The sequence below is a fragment of the Nocardia sp. NPDC050712 genome (genome assembly GCF_040654295.1).
Lineage (GTDB): Bacteria > Actinomycetota > Actinomycetes > Mycobacteriales > Mycobacteriaceae > Nocardia.
Genome location: NZ_JBFAHT010000003.1, coordinates 1,195,257 through 1,215,373, shown reverse-complemented (window position 1 = coordinate 1,215,373; position 20,117 = coordinate 1,195,257). Strand labels below are relative to the sequence as shown.

General features: G+C 69.1%; 15 protein-coding genes and 1 tRNA gene. 12 read left to right on the top strand and 4 right to left on the bottom strand.

What is annotated here, in order from left to right:
• Positions 1 to 91 precede the first annotated feature (91 nt).
• Complete coding sequence (locus tag AB0H76_RS26000; protein ID WP_357329007.1) at positions 92 to 2,485, top strand: penicillin-binding protein; 2,394 nt, start codon at positions 92 to 94, stop codon at positions 2,483 to 2,485.
• Between the two features lie 58 nt (positions 2,486 to 2,543).
• On the opposite strand, the gene AB0H76_RS25995 is transcribed toward AB0H76_RS26000, so the two are convergent.
• Positions 2,544 to 3,008, bottom strand: a complete 465-nt coding sequence (locus AB0H76_RS25995) for a GatB/YqeY domain-containing protein (protein WP_357329004.1) — start codon at positions 3,006 to 3,008, stop codon at positions 2,544 to 2,546.
• Positions 3,009 to 3,129: 121 nt separating this feature from the next.
• Here AB0H76_RS25995 and AB0H76_RS25990 point away from each other — a divergent pair, with 121 nt between their 5' ends.
• From AB0H76_RS25990 to AB0H76_RS25950, 9 genes are all read left to right on the top strand, one after another.
• A complete protein-coding gene (locus tag AB0H76_RS25990; RefSeq protein ID WP_357329001.1) occupies positions 3,130 to 4,092 on the top strand; it encodes a metallophosphoesterase in 963 nt (320 codons plus the stop codon).
• 590 nt (positions 4,093 to 4,682) lie between these two features.
• On the top strand, positions 4,683 to 5,498 hold the full coding sequence (locus AB0H76_RS25985; protein ID WP_357328998.1) for a hypothetical protein: 816 nt from the start codon (positions 4,683 to 4,685) through the stop codon (positions 5,496 to 5,498).
• A gap of 81 nt (positions 5,499 to 5,579) precedes the next feature.
• Positions 5,580 to 5,653: transfer RNA gene (locus AB0H76_RS25980), tRNA-Pro, on the top strand.
• 104 nt (positions 5,654 to 5,757) lie between these two features.
• On the top strand, positions 5,758 to 6,273 hold the full coding sequence (locus AB0H76_RS25975) for an N-acetyltransferase (RefSeq protein ID WP_357328995.1): 516 nt from the start codon (positions 5,758 to 5,760) through the stop codon (positions 6,271 to 6,273).
• Positions 6,274 to 6,310: 37 nt separating this feature from the next.
• Positions 6,311 to 6,895, top strand: a complete 585-nt coding sequence (locus AB0H76_RS25970; protein WP_357328993.1) for a flavoprotein — start codon at positions 6,311 to 6,313, stop codon at positions 6,893 to 6,895.
• 57 nt (positions 6,896 to 6,952) lie between these two features.
• Positions 6,953 to 7,648, top strand: coding sequence for a GntR family transcriptional regulator (locus AB0H76_RS25965; protein WP_357328990.1), 696 nt, complete (start codon positions 6,953 to 6,955; stop codon positions 7,646 to 7,648).
• Positions 7,649 to 7,671: 23 nt separating this feature from the next.
• Positions 7,672 to 9,390, top strand: a complete 1,719-nt coding sequence (gene atzF / locus AB0H76_RS25960) for an allophanate hydrolase (RefSeq protein WP_357328987.1) — start codon at positions 7,672 to 7,674, stop codon at positions 9,388 to 9,390.
• A 66-nt stretch (positions 9,391 to 9,456) separates the two neighbouring features.
• Complete coding sequence (locus AB0H76_RS25955) at positions 9,457 to 10,899, top strand: alpha/beta fold hydrolase (protein WP_357328984.1); 1,443 nt, start codon at positions 9,457 to 9,459, stop codon at positions 10,897 to 10,899.
• Positions 10,900 to 11,066: 167 nt separating this feature from the next.
• Positions 11,067 to 12,293, top strand: coding sequence for an FAD-dependent monooxygenase (locus tag AB0H76_RS25950; RefSeq protein WP_357328981.1), 1,227 nt, complete (start codon positions 11,067 to 11,069; stop codon positions 12,291 to 12,293).
• 656 nt (positions 12,294 to 12,949) lie between these two features.
• Here the strand turns inward: AB0H76_RS25950 and AB0H76_RS25945 are convergent.
• Together AB0H76_RS25945 and AB0H76_RS25940 are read right to left on the bottom strand one after the other, a co-directional pair.
• A complete protein-coding gene (locus tag AB0H76_RS25945) occupies positions 12,950 to 14,410 on the bottom strand; it encodes a catalase (protein WP_357328978.1) in 1,461 nt (486 codons plus the stop codon).
• Positions 14,407 to 14,847: a Fur family transcriptional regulator gene (locus tag AB0H76_RS25940; RefSeq protein ID WP_357328975.1), complete on the bottom strand. Its 441-nt coding sequence runs from the start codon at positions 14,845 to 14,847 to the stop codon at positions 14,407 to 14,409. Before AB0H76_RS25940 ends, AB0H76_RS25945 begins: the two co-directional genes overlap by 4 nt.
• Positions 14,848 to 15,042: 195 nt before the next feature.
• Between AB0H76_RS25940 and AB0H76_RS25935 the strand changes: the two genes are divergently transcribed.
• The gene (locus tag AB0H76_RS25935; protein ID WP_357328973.1) at positions 15,043 to 15,750 is read left to right on the top strand and encodes a 2OG-Fe dioxygenase family protein; all 708 of its coding nucleotides are present in this window, start codon (positions 15,043 to 15,045) and stop codon (positions 15,748 to 15,750) included.
• Positions 15,747 to 16,964 carry a M20/M25/M40 family metallo-hydrolase gene (locus AB0H76_RS25930; protein ID WP_357328970.1) on the top strand — a complete coding sequence of 406 codons (1,218 nt, stop codon included), beginning with the start codon at positions 15,747 to 15,749 and terminating at the stop codon, positions 16,962 to 16,964. The genes AB0H76_RS25935 and AB0H76_RS25930 overlap by 4 nt, the downstream gene beginning before the upstream one ends.
• Before the next feature lie 58 nt (positions 16,965 to 17,022).
• Here the strand turns inward: AB0H76_RS25930 and AB0H76_RS25925 are convergent, their stop codons facing one another.
• Positions 17,023 to 19,881, bottom strand: coding sequence for a tetratricopeptide repeat protein (locus tag AB0H76_RS25925; protein WP_357328967.1), 2,859 nt, complete (start codon positions 19,879 to 19,881; stop codon positions 17,023 to 17,025).
• Positions 19,882 to 20,117: the final 236 nt, after the last annotated feature.

Here is a 20,117-nt window from a genome sequence, read left to right as displayed (position 1 = left end):
GACACGCCCAACGGGCGGCGGAACCCCGCGTTCGGAAGAAGTCGCAAACACACCGAAGAGACCTGGAGGGGTTACCCGTAGGCTGGAGTTCGTGCCGATCACGCCAAATTCACCCACACCGTCGGCTTCGCCTTCTTCCATCCCCCAGGCCCTCGCGAAGCTGGCCGGCAGCTGCGCGTTGGCCGCGGTGCTCGTCGCCGGGTTGTTGTTCCCTCTCGCAGGCGGTTTCGGGTTCGTTTCCAACCGCGCCGCCGACGCCGTGGACAACGTGTCCGCGGAGCTGGTGGAGGGCACCGTGCCCGCCGTCTCGACGATGGTGGACACGACCGGAGCACCGATCGCCTGGTTGTACGAGCAGCGCCGATTCGAAGTCCCCAGCGACAAGATCTCCAACGACATGAAGTTGGCGATCGTCTCCATCGAGGATCGGCGCTTCGCCGACCACGCGGGCGTGGACTGGCAGGGCACACTGCGCGCGTTCCTCACCAACACCAGCAGCGGTGAGGTACAGCAGGGCGCGTCCACCCTGGACCAGCAGTACGTCAAGAACTTCCAGCTGTTGGTGGTCGCCAAGACCGACGCCGAACGCCGCGCCGCCATCGAGACCACCCCGGCCCGCAAGATCCGCGAGATCCGGATGGCGCTCACGCTGGACCGCGAGCTCACCAAGGACGAAATCCTCACCCGCTACCTCAACCTGGTGCCCTTCGGTAACTCCTCCTACGGCATCCAGGACGCCGCCAAGACCTACTTCGGCGTCGACGCCGCCGAGCTCAAGGTGCCGCAGGCCGCGATGCTGGCCGGCATGGTGCAGTCCAGCTCCAAGCTGAACCCCTACACCAACACCAACGGCGTGCTCGAGCGTCGCAACACCGTGCTGGACACCATGATCCAGAACATCCCCAGCCGGGCCGAGGAATTCCGCAAGGCCAAGCTGGAACCGCTCGGCGTGCTGCCCGAGCCCAAGGGCCTGCCGCGCGGCTGCATCGCGGCCAACGATCGCGGCTTCTTCTGCGACTACGCGGTGCAGTACCTGGCCAACGCCGGTATCAGCCGCGATCAGATCGACAAGGGCGGCTACCTGATCAAGACCACGCTCGATCCGGCCGTGCAGGATTCGGTGAAGCGCTCGATCAACGAGACCGCGAACCCGAACCTCGACGACATCGCCCAGGTGATGTCGGTGGTCGCCCCGGGCCAGGACTCGCACCCCGTGGTGGCGATGGCCTCGAGCCGCACCTACGGGCTCAACCGCGACGCCAACGAAACCATGCAGCCCCAGCCCTATTCGCTCGTCGGCGACGGCGCGGGCTCGGTCTTCAAACTCTTCACCACCGCGGCGGCCATGGAGAAGGGCATGGGCATCAACGCCCAGCTCGACGTCCCCGGCCGGTTCGACGCGAAGGGCATGGGTAACGGCGGCGCCCGCGGCTGCCCGCCCGAGACCTACTGCGTGGAGAACGCGGGCAAGTACAAGTCGCCGATGTCGGTGACCGAAGCGCTCGCGACCTCACCGAACACCGCGTTCGTCAAGCTGATCCAGGCCGTTGGCGTCACCCCGACCGTCGACATGGCGATCCGGCTGGGCATGCGCTCCTACACCGAGCCCGGCACCTCCGGATTCGGCAACCAGAGCCTGGCCGAGATGGTGAAGAGCCAGAACCTCGGCTCGTTCACCCTGGGCCCGGCCGCGATCAACCCGCTGGAACTGTCCAACGTGGCCGCGACACTGGCTTCGGGCGGCAAATGGTGCCCGCCGAACCCGATCCGCGAGGTCGTCGACCGCACCGGCAAGCCGGTGCCGCTGTCCCAGCAGGCCTGCGAGCAGGTGGTCGAGCCCGGTTTGGCGAATACCCTGGCCAATGCCATGGGCAAGGACCACGATCCCGGCGGCACCGCCTCGGGCGCGGCCTCCTCGACGGGTTGGAACGCTCCGGTCGCGGCAAAGACGGGTACCACCGAGAGCCACCGCTCCTCGGCCTTCCTCGGCTTCACCAACTCGCTGGCCGCCGCCACCTACATCTACGGCGACAGCCCGACACCCGGCGAGATCTGCTCCTACCCGCTGCGCAACTGCGGCAGCGGCAACCTGTTCGGCGGTAACGAGCCGGCCCGCACCTGGTTCAACTCGATCAAGGGCGTGCAGGATCGGTTCCCGCCGCCCGCGTTGCCGCCGCTGGACGACAAGTACGTGCGCGGCTCCAACAACGCGCAGGTGCCCGATGTCGTCGGCCTGACACAGGGCGAGGCCACCTCCGCGCTGACCGCCGCCGGCTTCCAGGCTTCGGCCGTGACCAAGGAGGGCCCGCTGCCTAAGGGCGCGGTGATGAGCACCGCGCCGAACGGGTCGGCGATCCCGGGCTCGGTGGTGACGATCTACATCAGTGACGGCACCCAGCGCGCGCCGACACCGGCGCCGGGCCCCGCGCCCCCGCCGCCGGCGCTGCCACCCGGCCTGCCGCTGCCGCCCTGGTGGCCCAGGTAGCCCGAAACGAGAACCGCCGACCCGGAACACCGGGTCGGCGGTTTCGTTTTCGCAGGATCTACAGGCGGGCTTTGACCGCCGCCGAGATGCGCGAGCCGTCGGCCTTGCCCTCGGCCAGCGCGGTCGCGATCTTCATGACCTGGCCCATCTGGCGCATGCCCGGGCGCTCGCCGTTCTCCTCGGCGACCTGGGCGATGGCGGTGTCGGCGAGATCGGCGATCTCGGCCTCGGTGAGCTGCGTCGGCAGGTACTCGTCGATGATCCGGGCCTCGGCGTGCTCGTTCGCGGCCAGCTCGCCGCGGCCGTTCTGGGCGTAGATCTCCGCGGACTCGTTGCGCTTCTTCGCCTCTTTCTGCAGCACGACGATGACGTCGGCGTCGGAGAGTTCGCGCGCCTCCGAACCCGCGACCTCGGCGTTCTGGATCGCGGACAGCAGCATGCGCAAGGTGGACAGGCGCAGGGTGTCCTTGGCTTTCATCGCGGCGGTCATATCCGTCCGCAACCTCGCTTTGAGTTCCGACATGGCCCACACGCTAGCCGCTGGCCCGCCGCGCGCCCACCACATTTAGCGGCACACGCGGGGAACACACCCTTGTGCGGAAACACACTCGGCGGTTCGCAGGGGCCTCACCTATGCTGGGCAAATGCCCGTGATTTCGACTTCCGCCGTCCGCCGCACCGCGCTGGGAGCCGCCGGGGCCGCGGTGGCCGGAATCGGTTATGCCTCATTGATCGAACGCAACGCGTTCGTCCTGCGTGAGGCCACCATGCCGGTATTGCCGACGGGTTCGTCGAGCCTGCGGGTGCTACATATCAGCGATCTGCACATGACGCCCGGCCAGAAGCTCAAGCAGCAGTGGCTGCGCGAGCTGGATCGGCTGGAGCCGGATCTGGTCGTCAACACCGGTGACAACCTGTCGCATCTGAAGGCGGTGCCCTCGGTCGTGCAGTCGATGGGCGGATTGCTTTCCCGCCCGGGTCTTTTCGTCTTCGGCAGCAACGACTACTTCGCGCCGGTGCCGAAGAACCCGCTCAAGTACTTCAAGAAGGACCATTGCCGGGTCTACGGCGCGCCGCTGCCCTGGCAGGATCTGCGCGCCGCGTTCACCGAGCGCGGCTGGCTCGATCTCACCCACGTGCGCCGCGACCTCGAGGTGGCGGGCGTGCGCATCGCCACCGCCGGCGTCGACGATCCGCATCTGCAGCGCGACCGCTACGACACCGTGGCCGGCGTGCCGAACCCGCTGGCCGACTTGCGGATCGGCCTGACCCACTCCCCCGAGCCGCGCGTCCTGGACCGGTTCGCCGAGGACGGCTACGACCTGGTTCTCGCCGGCCACACCCACGGCGGCCAGCTGGTGCTGCCCGGTTACGGCGCGCTCGTCACCAACTGCGGGATCGACAAGTCCCGGGTGAAGGGCGCCTCGAAGTGGGGCGATCACACCCAGTTGCATGTTTCCGCGGGTGTCGGCACCTCACCGTGGGCCCCGTACCGCTTCTGCTGCCGCCCCGAGGCGACCCTGCTGACTCTGGTCGCCGCCCCGCCGCGGCGTCCGCTCAGCGAAGCCGATCGCGGGCTGTCCGCGTCCGAAGCCGTCGCCCGCTGAGTTAGCCCTCCGGGCTCCGGCTTGCTAGGGTCCCCTGCCGAGACGAGAAGTCAACGCAGGGGACAACTTTGAGTAGCAGAGGATACGACGGGCCGCGCGGCGAGAGCGCGGGCCACACGGGGGCGGGGTATCCCGAGCAGGCGGTTTTCCAGCATTCCGGGGTGGGGAACCAGTCCGGGGCGCAAGGGGGTGGGCCGGATATGCAGTGGCAGCCCGCATTTCAGGCTGCGCCTGGGCAGTCGGGTCCCCAGTTCGGGGCCGCGCCCGGGAATTCGCCCCAGTTCGGGGCCGCGCATCCGCCTCAGTTCGCGCCCGCGCCCGTGAATTCGCCCCAGTTCGGGGCTGCGCATCCGCCCCCATTCGGGCCCGGGTCCACGCATCCGCCTCAGTTCGAGCCCGCGCCCCAGTTCGCGCTCACGCCCGCGGATTCGCCCCAGTTCCCGCCGGCACCCACGAATTCGCCTCAGTTCGCGCCCATGTCTGCGAATTCACCCCAATTCGAGCCCGAGTCGGCGCCCCCATTCGGGCCCGCCCCCACGCATTCGCCTCAGTTCGAGGCGGCGTCCACGCATCCGCCCCAATTCGGGCCTGTGACCACGAATTCGCCCTTCGCGGGCCAGGATCAGGCCGCGTATACCGGGTGGAGCGTGCCCCTCCCGCCGCCGCAGGGTGGGCCCAAGCCACCGCCGCGCAGAGGCTGGATCGGGATCGCGGTGGCCGTGCTGGTGCTCGCCGGCGGTGCGACCGTCGTCGCGCTGCACGGTGAGACCGAGGAACCTTCCGGGGAACTGCCGGAGATGGTGAGCGCGCTGTCGACGAAACCGAATCCCGCGGCGAAGTCGAAGGCGGCCGAGCCGACCGCGCCGCCCAACGACGAGAAACCGACGGTGCCCGGCTATCAGGTGGTGGTGGCGCCCGACAGTGGTGCGGCCTACGACGTGCCCGCAGATTGGACCGTGGCCGCCCCGGACGTCACCGGAAAGTTCGGGGCACCGCCCAACACCGTGATGGGCAAGGGCATGGCCTCGGAGGGCCGGGACTACTGCCCCGGCTCGACCCGCACCGTCGCCCTGCTCACCGGCTCCGACACCGCCGATTCCACCAGCGCCGCACTCGAACTCGGCGCCAAAGCCGCCCAGGCCTACTCCGGCGGCGCGAACCCCGGTCCCCCGCAGCCCCTGGCCTCCTACGACGGCAGCCAGAACGGCGTCTTCGTGGAAACCAAGGGCCGCATCAACAACCCCAACCCCGGCTGCGCCGCCGAATACTCCGTCTACACCTTCGCCACCCCCGCCGAACAGGGCACCTTCGTCATGGTGATCGCCGCCGACGTCGGCGTCCCCAAGGCCGTCGACCCCGACACCGCCAAACGCATCTTCGCCAGCGTCCGCCCCCACGGCAGTTGAACGAGCACCCAGATCAACCCCTTGACCAGCGGATTTAACTCCTACCCCCGCCCTGTTGTAAGCTACTCCAGGTTCGCTTCACGGGGTGTGGCGCAGCTTGGTAGCGCGCTTCGTTCGGGACGAAGAGGTCGCAGGTTCAAATCCTGTCACCCCGACGTGTTGGTTGAGACACAAGAAAGGCACCTGATCTTCGATCAGGTGCCTTTCTGCTTCTCCCAGCTGCCGCGGTGATCGCCTGGCGTGGCACTACGTTGGACCGATGAGCGTTCGTGAGTGGGAGACCCGGGTGGAGACCGCGGCGGATGTGGCGGTGGTGCGGGAGATTGTGCTGGCGGCGTTCGATACGGCCGAGGAGGCGGATCTTGTCGATGCGCTGCGGGGGGACGTGGCGTGGATCGAGGGGTTGTCGATTGTGAGTGTGACGCCGGAGGAGGTGCCGGTGGGGCATGCGTTGTTGACGCGGTGTCACGTCGGGGAGACGCCGGCGTTGTGTTTGGCGCCGTGTTCGGTGTTGCCGGAGTATCAGCGGACGGGGGCGGGGTCGGCGGCGATTCGGGCTGCGCTGGCGGCGGCCGCGGCGCGGGGTGAGCATGCGGTCGTGGTGCTCGGGCATCCGGAGTATTACCCGCGGTTCGGGTTCGATCGGGCCTCGGCGCACGGGATCAGCGTGAGTTTCGAGGTGCCCGACGAGGCGTTGATGGCGCTCACGCTGGACGCGGATCGGGCGCTGCCCGGCGGTGTCGTGCGCTATGCCGCGCCGTTCGGGATCGACTAGGCCTGCGCGGCCGCGGTTTCGGGTCCACCATGGATAGATGAACGAGCACGGCAAGCCGGTCCTCTACGCGATCGCCACCGGGTCGACGGCGGCGCGGGATATCGGGAAGCTGGTGGATATCGCGCAGTCGGCGGGCTGGGTGGTGTGCGTGGTCGCCTCGCCCGCCGGGCGGAAATTCATCGATGTGGCGCAGTTGGAGCAGGCGACCGGGTTTCCGGTGCGCAGCGAGTACGAGGAGCCGGGCACACCGGATCTGCTGCCGCCCGCGGACGCGATGGTGGTCGCGCCGATCACGGCGAACTCGCTGGCCAAGTGGGCGGCCGGGATCTCGGACACACTGCCGCTGGGCTTGCTGGTGGAGGCGGTGGGTAAAGGCCTGCCGGTGGTGGCGGTGCCGTTCTCGAATCGGGCGCAACTGGAGTTTCCCGCGATCCAGGAGGCGATCGGCAAGCTCGCGGAGTGGGGCGTGATCGTGGTCGGCGGGTCGGACATCACCGAGCCGCACGAGCCCGGCGCGGGTGCCGAGCAGCTTCCAGCGTTCCCGTGGGACCGGACCTGGCAGGCGCTGCTGACCCATCCCCGGTATCGCCGGCCCGACGAGCCGGCTGTGAGCGGAGCGTAACCGCGTGCTTACTTGCCGCGATCTTGTGGAAACGCGAGGTCAATAGCGTATACAACCATGTCGACACGGGTGGCTACAGCGGGGCAGCCGCTGCGGGATGTGGTGTACGAGACGCTGCGCGCCGAACTCATGAACGGCGACATCAAGTTCGGTGAACGTCTCACCGAACCGAAATTGTCGGCGCGCTTCGGGATTTCGCGGACGCCGATCCGGGAGGCGCTGACGGTGCTGTGCTCGGACGGTCTGCTGCGGCGCGAGGAGTACGGGTTCAGCCCGGTCCGGCCGAGTATTCCGCTGATCCGCGATCTCTACGAACTGCGCATCACGCTGGAGCTGGGCGGGATTCAGCGCGCCATCAACAATCCGGAGATCCGCCACGATCGCGAGCTGCTCACCGCGGAACGGGCGGCGTGGCTGGCGCTGCGGGCCGATCCGCCGGCGCAGGAGCCGGGTTTCGTGGTCCGCGACGAGGAATTCCACGTCACGCTGCTGCGGGCCGCGGGCAACGCGGAACTGGTGCGCTCGCTGGAGTCGGTGAACTCCCGGATCCGGCATGTCCGGATGTACGACTTCATGGTCAACAACCGGATCGAAACCACCATCACCGAGCACCTGGCGATCCTGGAGGCCGTGCTGGCCCAGGATCTGCCGCTGGCGTATCGGCTGCTGCACCGGCACATCGGGGAATCCCTCGATGTGGTGCTGGAACGGGTCACGCGGGCGATGGCCGCGATGTCCCTGGCCACCGAATGACCTCGTACCCGAAAGGCGTGACCATGACCGCGAGCACCGCACTGCACCTGTCCCCCACCGAGCGCGTCGCCGCCGCCTACCGGCGGATCGCCGAGGTGAATCGCCCCGAGGTGTGGATCACGCTGCGCCCCGAGGCCGAGGTGGCCGCGGACGCGGCGGCGGTGGAGCGCGATCTCGCCGCCGGTGCCGCGCTGCCGCTGGCCGGCACTGTGGTGGCCGTCAAAGACAACATCGACGTGGCGGGTCTGCCGACGACCGCGGGCTGCCCCGAATTCGCCTACACCCCGGATGTTTCGGCGGCGGCGGTGCAGCGCCTGGTCGCCGCCGGTGCGGTGGTGCTGGGCAAGACGAACCTCGATCAGTTCGCGACCGGCCTGGTCGGCACCCGCAGCCCGTACGGCGCGGTGCGGAACGCGCTCTACCCGGACTTGGTGTCCGGCGGCTCCAGTTCGGGTTCGGCGGTGGCCGTGGCGCTGGGCCTGGCCGATATCGGCGTGGGCACGGACACCGCGGGTTCCGGGCGGGTGCCGGCGGCGCTGCACGGCATCGTCGGTATCAAGGCCACGCTGGGGATCATCCCGGCACACGGCGTCGTGCCCGCGTGCGTGGACTACGACGCCGTCACGGTGTTCGCCGCCGATCTCGACCGCGCGGTGGCCGCGGCCGCGGTGATGGCGGGCCCGGAGGCGCGCGATCCGCGCAGCCGCGCCTGGCCGGCCGACGTCCGGCTCGCCGCGCCACAGCGACCGCGGCTCGCGGTGCCGCGCGCCACGGAACTCACCGCGCTCGACCCGTCCTACCGCGAGGCCTTCGCGAGAACCGTCGCCGCGCTGGCCGATTCGGGCATCGACACCGGCGAGGTGGATATCTCCGGTCTGCTCGCGGCCGCCGAGTTGCTCTACGACGGCGCGATCGTCGCCGAGCGCTACGCGGCCGTCGGCGCGTTCCTCGACACCGCTCCGGCCGGGGCCGACCCGACCGTGGCGGCCATCATCGGGGCGGCGCGCGCCACCACCGGCCCCGGGTTCGTGCGGGATCTGGACGCGCTGGCCAAGGCCCGCGCGGCGGCACTGGCACTACTCGCCGGGTTCGACGGGCTGCTGTTGCCGACCACCACCGAACATCCGAGTATCGCGGCGGTCCAGGCGGATCCGACCGGCATCAATCGCCGGATGGGCACCTACACCAATTTCTGCAATCTGCTCGACATGGCCGCCGTCGCCGTGCCCGGCGCGCCCACCGCCGACGGCGCGCCCTTCGGCGTGATGGTGGTGGCGCCCGCGTTCGCCGATCAGGTCGCGGTCGATCTCGCCGCCCGGCTCACCGGATCCGAGTCGCCCGCTCTGGTCGAGCAGGGCGTCGAGCTGGCGGTGTTCGGGGCGCACCTGCGCGGCCAGCCGCTGCACTGGCAGCTGGAGCAGATCGGCGCGCGCTACGCCGGCGAGATCCACACCACCGACGCCTATCGCCTGACCGCCCTGGACACCGTGCCACCCAAGCCGGGCCTGGTCCGGCACGGCGCCGGGCTCGGCGCCCCGATCCTGGGGGAACTGTTCCGGGTCTCCCCCGCGGGCCTCGGCGGCTTCCTGGCGGCACTGCCCGCTCCGATGGCGTTGACCAGTATCGAACTGGCGGACGGACGTTCGGTCATCGGCTTCGCCTGCACCTTCGACGCCGCGCAGGCGGCCACCGACATCACCGCCTTCGGCGGCTGGAAAGCCTTCCTGCAGAACCGGAATTGACCCCGGCGCCAAAGTTGCGTGCTACGAAAAATTGCGCGGCACGCAACTTTGTCGCAGAGTGGTGGCATGGCATTCGTGCTCGGCTTGCGCGAGCGTAAGAAGCTCGCGACCCGGGAAACACTGGGATTCGCGGCTTTACGGCTGGCCGTCGCACGCGGGCCGGAGCAGGTACTGGTGGAGGACATCGCGGCCGCGGCCGGTGTCTCGGCCCGCACCTTCAACAACTACTTCGCCGGCAAGTACGAAGCCATGTGCGCACCCGCGGTGGATCGCGCCCACCGGGTGGCCGACGCGCTGCGCGAGCGGCCCGCGGCGGAACCGCTGTGGCCGGCCATCATCCACGCGGTGCTGACGGAGTTCGCCGAGGACGACGAGCACCCCGATCGCGCCTGGGTCACCGGCGTCCGGCTGATCATCGGCGCGCCCGCGCTGCAGGGCGAGTACCGCAAGGCGCAGGCCGTGATCCAGGAGGCGCTCGCGCGGGCGATCGCCGAGCGCACCGGGCGCGACCTGGACACGGATATGTTCGCCCGCATCATGGCCGGCGCCGTCACCGCGGCGCTGGATGTGGCGATCAACCGGTGGGCCGATGCCGATCCGCCGGTCGCGGCGCTGCCGGTGATCCGGGAAGCGCTGCGGCAATTGACCTTTCTCCCAGGAGTGTTTCCCATGGATGTCCCCACCCAGCATCGGCTCTCAGTCCCGGGTGCCACCCTGCATTACGAGATCCGCGGCAGCGGGCCGCTGCTGCTGTGTATCCCGGGCGGCAACGGCGAGGCCGGCACTTTCGAGGCGCTGGCCGGAGCGCTCGCCGAGCGCTACACCGTGGTCACCTTCGATCGGCGGGGCTTCTCCCGCAGCGCGCTGGACGGGCCGGTCGATCATCGGGTCGAACTCGACGCCGCCGACGCGGCGGCCCTGCTCGAGCACCTCACCGATAGGCCCGCCGCGGTGCTCGGAAGCAGTTCCGGCGCCATCGTCGCCTTGGAATTGCTCAGCGCGCGAGCGGATCTCCTGCACACGGTGGTGGTGCACGAGCCGCCGATCGCCGGGGTGCTGGACGACGCCGGCCACTGGCTGGCGTTCCTCGACGATGTGCACCGGATCTTCGAGACGGACGGCTTCGAGCCCGCGATGGGCAAGTTCTCCCAGGGCATCGGCCTGGCCAACCGGTCCCTCGGCGCGGACGCCACCCCGGAGCAGGTGGCGGCCGGTGGACGCGCGCTGAGCAACCTGCGGTTCTTCCTCGAACACGAAGTGCGCCAGTACCCCCGGTATGTGCCCGACCTCGAGGTGCTGCGCGGGCTCGCCGCCAAACTGGTGCTCGTGAACGGTCGCGATGCCGCCGAGCACTTTCCCGCGCGGCCCAATCATGTGCTCGCGGCGGAGCTTTCGCTGGAACTGCGGGAATTCCCGGGCGACCACGTCGGCTACGTGCACGCCCCCGCCGAGTTCGCCACCGCCCTCGACGCGGTACTCACCGCGCGGACAGCGGCTGCTGCTGGTTGAATCGACCCTCTCCGACGGACCGATCGCTCGCTCTGAGCGCTCGGTCCGTCGGCGTTTGCGGGCCCCACCTGCATAAACATATGTCTTAAACATTTGTACTAGACAAATGTGCAACTCCTCTGTTAAACATATGTCTAAGACATTCGCTCCACAGCAGAGGACAGAACATGAACGCCGACCGCTCCACCACCCAGCCCCGCATCCTCGTCTCCGGCGGCGGCATCGGTGGCAATGCCGTTGCGCTGCAACTGCTCCGGGCCGGTATCCGGGCCACGGTGGTCGAGCGCGCTGCCGCTCCCCGGCCCGGCGGGCAGTCTGTCGACCTGCGCGGAGCCAGCGGCGAGGTCGCCGAGCGGATGGGCCTGATGCCCGGTATCCGCAAGCGCCAGATGGACGAGCGCGGGCTGATCTACGTCGACGATCAGGGCGCGGAGATCCTGCGGATGGACATGGAATCCTTCGACGGCAAGGGCGCGGTCGCCGAAATCGAGATCACCCGGGGCGATCTGAACCAGGTTCTGCTGGACGAACTCGAGACCGCGGGCGGGGTGGACTACCGCTACGGCGAGTGGATCACCGCGATCGAGCAGGACGCGGACGGCGTGGACGTCACCTTCGCCTCCGGCGCGACCGAGCGGTTCGACCTGGTGGTCGGCGCGGACGGCCTGCACTCGGCCACCCGCCGCCTGGTGTTCGGGCCGGAAGAGCAGTTCAGCACCTACCTCGGTGGTTACATGTCCTTCTTCACCATGCCCACCCCGGCGGGCTTGGAGCCGAACTGGTTCTCCATGCACTCGCTGGTCGGCGCGGTGAACGTCGGCCTGCGCCCCGACTTCGATCCCGCCACCTGCAAGGCGCTCATCACCATTCGCACGGACGCGGACCCGGCGCTGCACCGCGATGTCGCGGCCCAGCAGCGGCTGATCCGCGAGAAGCTGGCCGGCGGCGGCTGGGAGACCGGCACGATTCTCGCCGCGATGGACCAGGCCGAGGACTTCTACTTCGACGAGATCGCCCGGATCGAGATGCCGAACTGGATCAAGGGCCGGGTCGTACTGGTCGGCGACTCCGGCTACTGCGGTTCGCCGCTGACCGGTCAGGGCACCGCGATGGCGCTCACCGGCGGGTACATCCTGGCCGGCGAGATCGCCGGGCACGCCGACGACCTGCCGCAGGCGCTGACCCGCTACGAGGAACTGCTGCGCCCCTTCATCGCCAAGTCGCAGGAGCTGCCCCCGGGTGGGCTCAAGGCGATGACCCCCAAGAGCCGCTTCGGCATCAAGGCCGGGCACGCCGTCACCCGGCTGATGACCTCGAAGCTGTTCCGGCCCTTGATGATCAAGATGATGAGCTCCACCGAGGACTACGACCTGCCCGAATACGCCACCCGCTGACTCTGAACCGCTGGGCGGGCCGGTCACCCCTCGTGATCGGCCCGCCCATTACCCGTGGGTGGGATCGTCGGCGCTCCCCGAATGGTTACCATCGGCAGCGGCGCGGCGCCGATCAGCTCCCGGAAGAGCCACTGAGTACTGCCCGGTAAAAGCCGACCGGGCCGGTCACCCCTCGTGCACCGGCCCGGTTGACTTCACCTCCGCGACTCGGCCTGCCACCCCTCGTGTAGACAGGCCGGGTCCCGGATCCCCCACCCCCGGTGGTGGCTGTTCTCCGGCGTTGAGACAACTTTGCAACCGGCCTCTTAGAGGGGCCTTAAGAAGAACTTGTACGACCAAAAATGCAGGTAGAAGCCAAATCGCCCACGCGCCACCCGCACATGCCGGATGATGGATATCGGTGCATGACAAGGATTGGGGATGCGATGGAAACCGTGGTGGTCTGGGTGCTCGCCTGCCTGCTCTACTGGTGGGGTCTGCTGTAATCCCATGATTCCCGCGCCACCCCCGGGGTAGACCAGAATCGGGGAGGTGCGATCTGGGTGGACACGCACCTCCCCACCGCGAAAAGAGCTGCGAGACCTCGGGTTATGCCGAAAAGGCCGGGGCGGTGCGTACTTTCGTACGCACCGCCCCGGCCTTGGGTTACGGTCGGATCAGCCTTCCAGGCCCTCGCGCACACCAACCTCGACGCGCTTGCCGAGGTCGGCGTCGACGCTCTTCCAGTACTGGAAGACGCGGCCCAGGATGGGTTCCTGGACGCCACCGAGGATGTGGCCGACGATGTTGTTCACCAGGCGCTCGCGCTGGTCGTCGTTGAGGACCTCGCGGACCAGGGTGCCCGCCTGGGCGAAGTCGTTGTCCTCGGGGTGCTGGATGTAGCCGGCCCGCAGCATGGTCGGGTCGAAATCCCAGGCGCCGCCGTCGGGGGCCTTGTGCGACTGGGCGTGCGGGCCGCCGAAGGAGTTCGGGGCGTAGACCGGGACGCTGGGGTCGTTGTAACCGAAGCGCATGGCGCCCTCCTTGGAGTAGGAGTTCACCTCCGCGGCCCGGGCCCGGTTCGGCGGCAGCTCGTGGTGGTTGACGCCGATCCGGTAGCGGTGCGCGTCGGCGTAGGCGAAGACGCGGCCGAGCAGCATCTTGTCGGGCGAGAAGCCCACGCCGGGAACGAGATTCGACGGCGCGAAGGCGGCCTGCTCGATGTCGACGAAGAAGTTGCCGGGGTTGCGGTTCAGCGTCCAGCGGCCGACCTCGATCAGCGGGTAGTCCTGCTGCGACCAGACCTTGGTCAGGTCGAAGGGGTTGAAGCGGTAGGACTCCGCCTCGTCGACGGGCATGACCTGCACCTTGAGCGTCCAGCTCGGGAACTCGCCGCGCTCGATCGCCTCGTAGAGGTCCTTGCGGTGATGGTCGGGGCTGGTGCCGGCCAGGGTGTCGGCCTCGGCCTGGGTCAGGAACTCGATGCCCTGATCGGTCTTGAAGTGGTACTTCACCCAGAAGCGCTCGCCGGCGGCGTTGATCCACTGGTAGGTGTGCGAGCCGAAGCCGTCCATGTGCCGCAGGGTCTTCGGGATGCCGCGGTCACCCATCAGCCAGGTCACCTGGTGCGCGGTCTCCGGGCGCAGGGTCCAGAAATCCCACTGCATGGTGTGATCGCGAAGTCCGCTGCCCGGCAGGCGCTTCTGCGAATGGATGAAGTCGGGGAACTTGATCGGGTCCTTGATGAAGAACACCGGGGTGTTGTTGCCGACGATGTCGTAATTGCCGTCTTCGGTGTAGAACTTCACCGCGAAACCGCGCGGATCGCGCCAGGTGTCGGGGCTGCCCTGCTCACCGGCGACGGTGGAGAAGCGGACCAGCGACTCGGTGTGCGCACCCGGCTGGAACAGCTTGGCCTTGGTGAAGCGGCTGACATCGTTGGTCACGACCAGCTCGCCGTAGGCGCCGGCGCCCTTGGCGTGCACCACGCGCTCCGGCACCCGCTCGCGGTTGAAGTGCGCGAGCTTCTCGATCAGGTAGTGGTCGTGCAGCAGGATCGGGCCCTGCGTGCCCGCCGTCAGCGACTCGTCGTCGCTGGGGACCGGGGTGCCGGTGTTCGTGGTTGTCGGCTTGATCATGCGAAAGCCTCCTCGGCTCTTTGACAATTCGGGCAATGGCCCCAGAAGACGACCTCGGCCTCGTCGACAACGAATCCGTGGGCGTCGGCTGGGGTCAGGCAGGGGGCTGATCCCACCGTGCAGTCCACATCCGCGACCGTGCCGCAGCTGCGGCACACCAGGTGATGGTGGTTGTCACCGGTCCGGGTCTCGTACAGCGCCGACGAGCCGGCGGGCTCGATGCGGCGCAGGATCCCGGCTCGCACGCAGGCCCGGAGCACGTCGTAGACGGCCTGCGTGGAGACCGAACCGAGCGCTTCCCGGACGGTGACCGCCACCGTGTCGGCATCCGAATGCGGACGGTCGGCGACCGCCCGCAGCACCGCGAGCCGCGGCGCGGTGACCCGCAGGCCCGCGTGCCGCAACCACTCGCGTGGATCGGTGCCGGTGGTGTGCATGACCCCATCGTGCTGGCTTTACTGGAATTAGTCAAGAAACAGAATTTGTAAACTTACGATCCGGCGGCTGACCGGGAAAGTGGCAGCGGAACGGTTGCCCGGCAACGGCCGGTCCGGGGAGTTAGGGTGTGCCCAAACGTAACTTCAGGTCCCGGCCGGGAAAGGAGTTCCACCATTCTCGTTTACGAGAGCAGCTTGCCGACCAGCACGAATCCCCAGCAGAGTCTGCGCGAGTCCGCGTTCTCGATCATGACTCGGGACGACTTCGACTACTCCCCCGCCGACGACCGCGCGCTGGCCGCGGCCTTCGCCGAGGAGATCGCGCTGGACCGCTGGCTGCCGCCCGGGGAGACCTACCGGCATCGCGCCTATCAGTGCTTCCGGATGTCGGTGCGGGACTTGGCCTTCCACGCGCTCAGCGCGCCGCCGCCGTACTTGCAGGCCAAAGAGGTCAACGCCGTGGCGGGCGGGGTCGCGCGCGCGTTCACCATCCTGGACCCGGAGCATCCGGTCACCGCGATCACGGCCCGGATCGCCGCCACCGTCGCCCGGCAACTACTCGCCGCCGGCGTCCTCGACGGCCAAGCGACGCCGAATTGCCTGGTAGACGCGCACTACATCCGGATCTACGCGCCCGGCAAGCCGTGCCCGGAAGGCATTCACCGGGACGGATTGATCGCCGGTTCGGCGCATCTGGTGCGGCGGGTGAACATCACCGGGGCGGACTCGCTGCTCTACGACCTGTCCGGCCGGGAAGTGCACAAGTGCGTGCTGACCGAGCCGCTGGATTCCTTCGTCTTCGACGATGCGCAAGTTATGCACTACACCAACGACATCGAGGTCTCGGAGCCCGGCAGCCCGGCGTTCCGGGATGTGCTGCTGATCGGCTTTCGCACGGCATGACCGACCCGGCCGCACCGTTCATCGATCAGCTCGACCGGCTGCTTCCCGACGATGAACTGGTGCGGATCGCGGGCGAGCTGACGGCGGTGCCGTCGCTCACCGGCGAGGAAACGGCGCTCGCCGAATTCGTCCGAACCAAGCTGCTGGACAACGGTATTCACGCGTACCCGCAAGAGGTCGCGCCTGGGCGTACGCAGACCATCGGTGTGCTGGGTCCGGCACACGAGCGGCCCGCGCTGATGTTCAACGGGCACCTGGATATGGATCCGCTCGGCGGCGAATACACCGCCCGGCGCGTCGGCGACAAGCTGTACGGTGCGGGCTTGCACAACATGAAGAGCGGGCTCGCGGCGATGCTCGGCGCGGCGATCGCTGTGCGGCGCAGTGGAATTCGATTACGACGTCCGCTGCTGCTGGAATTCGTCGCCGGGGAACTCCAGGGCGGGGTCGGCACGCGGTTCGCGCTGGACAGCGGGCTCACCGCCGACGCGGCGGTGGTGCCGGAACCGTATTCGGTGCGCCGGGTCATCACCCGCACCGCGGGCGTGCACAAGTTCGCCGTGGTGGTGCGGGGACGCACCGCGCACACCAGCAGACACCACGAGGGTGTGGATGCCATAGCGGTGCTGCGGGCGACATTGGACCTGCTCGAGTCCGCCGATCTGGGTTTGCGGAACACCGACTTCCCGCCGCTCCCTCGGTTACAGATCGCGAGCCTGATCGCGGGGCGCGGGGACGGCCACGAGCTGTCCGGGATCAGCTATCTCGCCGATCAGGCGACCGCGCTGATCGATGTGCGCTATCCCCCGCCCTACGAGCCTGCCGACGTCACAGCGGCGATCGAACAGGCGCTGACGAAAGCACGGCAACAGTTCCCCGCCGCGCAGATCACCGTGGACCAGCCGCCCGACCCTCGTTTCCGGGTCGGCGGCACCGACATGCCGCCGATGGACGTCGACCCGGATTCCCGGATCGTGCGCGATATCCGAGCGCTGCTTCCCCAGGTCTCCGCCTTCGACGTCGAGGAATCGGGTCTGGCCCTGCCGTACTCCTACTGCGGCAACGACACCACCCACCTCAGCCGAGCGGGCATCGAATGCTGCCTGTTCGGGCCGCGCGGCGCACCGGACGACACCGAACTGCACGTGCTGATCAGCGAAATGTCCGCCTGCGCACGAACGCTCGCGGCCCTCGCCGTGCAACGCTGCGCCTGAGTCAACGGTTGCGCCCGAACCGGCGGTACCGGTGCTCGCCCTGGCTGACCGCACAAAGCTAACCGTCGAGCCGGGCCAACTGCGCCCGCACCTGGTCGGCCAGCGGGACGCCGATGCTCTCGTACAGCGCGAGCGCCTCGGTCCACCGCTGCCTGGCTTCGCCGCCGTTGCCGGTCTCGCAGGCCACATGGCCCAGCCCGCGCAGCGCGTCGGCCTTGCCGTGCGGGTCGGGTATGCGCTCGGCCACGGTCAGCGAATCGGTGTAGAAGTCGCGTGCCGCGGCGTAATTCGCGAAGTAGCGTTCGAGGTGGCCGAGGCCGCGCAGCATGTCGACCTGGCCGAGGGTGAGGTTGATGTCGACGGCGATGTCGTAGGCCTTCTCGAAGTAGCCCCGCGCCGCCTCGTTGGCGGCCAGGCTGCGCTCGACATGCCCCAGACCCCACAGGGACCAGGCTTCGCCATAGCGGTCGTGGATGTGCAGCGCGATCTCCAGGGAGTCGTTGTAGTAGCGGCGGGCCGCCTCCCGGTCGCCGACCAGGCGCGCGATATGCCCGAGCCCGCGCAGCGCGTCGCCCTCGATCCTCGGATTGCTGATCTGGCGGGCGGTGCGCAGCGCGTCGGTGTAGTTGCGGCGGGCGGTGTCGTTGTCGCCCATCCGCCGGACCACCTCGCCGTGACCCCACTGCACCGACGCGGACCGGCCGCGATCGTCCAGCGCGGACGCGATCTCCCAGGCCACCCGGAAATGCTCCCGGGCCGCCGCGTAGTTGCAGACCAGCCGCTCCACATGCCCGAGACCGTTGCGGGCATCGCATTCGGTCGGGCGGTAGCCGATGTCGCGGGCGATGTGCAGGGCCTCGGTGTAGAAGTGCCGGGCCGGGCCGTGGTCGCCGATGATCCACGCCGTCTGCCCGAGCTCGCACAGCGCGTCGGCCTCGCAGCGCGGGTCCTCGACCTGCACGGCGATATCGCGGGCGAGCAGGAATCCGTCCCGGGCCCGGCGGTATTCGCCGCCGAGCTGGTCGATCCGGCCGAGTTCCAGCAGCGCGTCGGCCTCGGCCCGGTGCGCGCCGACGAACCGGGCCGCCCGCAGCGCGGCACCGTAGAGCCGGTGCGCGTCCGACCAGTGCCCGAGACTCCACAGGGCGGGTGCGAGCAGCCGGGCCAGCTCCGCGACCTCGGAGCTGGAGCCGGCCGCCTCGATGCAGCCGAGCAGGTTCTCGCGCTCGGCGCTGAGCCAGTCGCGGGCCAGCGCGGTCTCCACCGAGGCGTGCGGATTCCGCTGCCTGGCGGGCCGGACGCCGGTGACCGGGCCGGTCGGCTCCGGCGCCACCATCCGCCGCACGATCGCCAGATTCCCGCTGATCAGCCGCTCCGTCATCGCGGTCCGCTCGGCCGGCGGATTCTCCTGCTGGGCATGCCATCTCGCGCAGAGCCGGGTCAGGTCGTGCAGGCTGTAGCGCGGGCCGCCGATGCCCCGGGTCTCCGCCGGATCCAGGAAGCCCGCCTCGAACAGCCTGCGCAGCAACGCTTTCGCCGGGGCCAGCGGTATCCCGGCCATCATCGCTACCGCCTCGGCGGTGATCTCCGGGCCCGGGTACCAGCCGAGCAGCTGCAGCGTCCGCCGCTGCGCCGGATCACGTAGCCGCTGGTAGGACACCTCGAACGCCGCGAGCAGGGATTCACCCTCGGCGTTGAAGTGGCCCAGGATCTGCTCGACCGCGGCGTCGCTGCGAATGTGGTCGGCCGCGCCGGCCTTCAGCTCGCTGGTCAGGTTCGCGAATTCGCGGGCGGTGTCGGCGAGCAGGTCGTCGCCGTGGTGCGCGATCTGCCCCGCGATCAGCTTGATCGCCAGCGGCAGCCGGCCCGAGGTCCGCAGAATCTGCTGCACCGCGGACTCGTCGTAGCCGGGACGCAGATTCGCCAGCCGGACCAGCAGCGCTTCGGCCTCGGCCCAATCCATCGGTTTGAGCTCCATCGGCGCGGCACCGGCCAGGCCGGTCAACTTGGCGCGGCTGGTGAGCAGCACGAAGCAGCCCGGCGCCTGCGGCAGCAGGTCGCGCGCCTGATCGGTCTCGAGCACGTTGTCGAAGACGATGAACATCCGGCGGTCCTTCATCGCGTCGCGCCAGCGCTTGGCCCGGGCGGCGCGATCGGCCTCGATCGGCTCCGGTGTCACGCCGATCTCGAGCAGTAGCTGTTCGAGCACGTCGGCGGGGTCGCGCGGCTCCCAGCCATCGGTGTGCCCGCGCAGATCCAGCCAGAGCGGCCCATCCGGATAGCGCCGGGCGAACGCCGCGACCGCGTAGCTGGCCAGCGCCGTCTTGCCGACACCGGGCGGCCCCTCGATGACGTGCACCGCCGAGGAATCGCCGTGCAGATGCCGCAGCACGCGCTCGTGCAGCTCCGTGCGCATGCCCTCGCGGCCGGTGAAATGTGGTGCCTGCGCGGGCATTTCGCCGCCCAGCGGCACCGCCGAGCGGGCCGCGGCGCGCCGGGCCACCGCGTCGCGATACTCCTGCTTCTCCTTCTCCGGCATGAACTCCAGATCCGCGACGTCCACCAGCTGATCCCAGGTGGTGGCGTAGATGATCGCCAGGTTCTTCAGCGCCTCCATGGTCGGGCGGGCCGCGCGGGTGAACGGCCAGCTCTCGAACTCGGAGATCCGGCTCGGCTTCATGGCCGCGGTCTCGCCGGGCAGGGCCCGGTAGCGGTCGGCGACCTCGCCCTGCTTGAGGTCGTGTGCGTGCCGCCAGGCGGCCCGGGGCCGCCACCCGCGCGCCCGCAGCTCCGCGACCAGCGGTTCCAGCAGTTCCTGATCGCTGAGGCCGAGCGCGGCCAGGCGAGCGCGCAGCCACCGGCGCTCCGACGCGCCGGCCCCATCCGACCACCACCGCGCACCGTCATCGAATGGCATTGCCGCGCACCTCCGGCAGCTCCCCCGCCAGGTGCACTGGCGCACAACACCTTCCGGACCCGGGCGGCCGGAAAATTCGGGGATCACTTTGTGATATTTCCTGCGTACCAGTCCCGTTTTCCCAGGTCAAGGAACTCGAAAGGGAGGAAGCCATGGTGCGTACGAAAGGGATCGCGACACGCCGGAATACGTTGCGACCATGGAACCGCGGCGCCGCACCCTGCGCCGCGGACGCA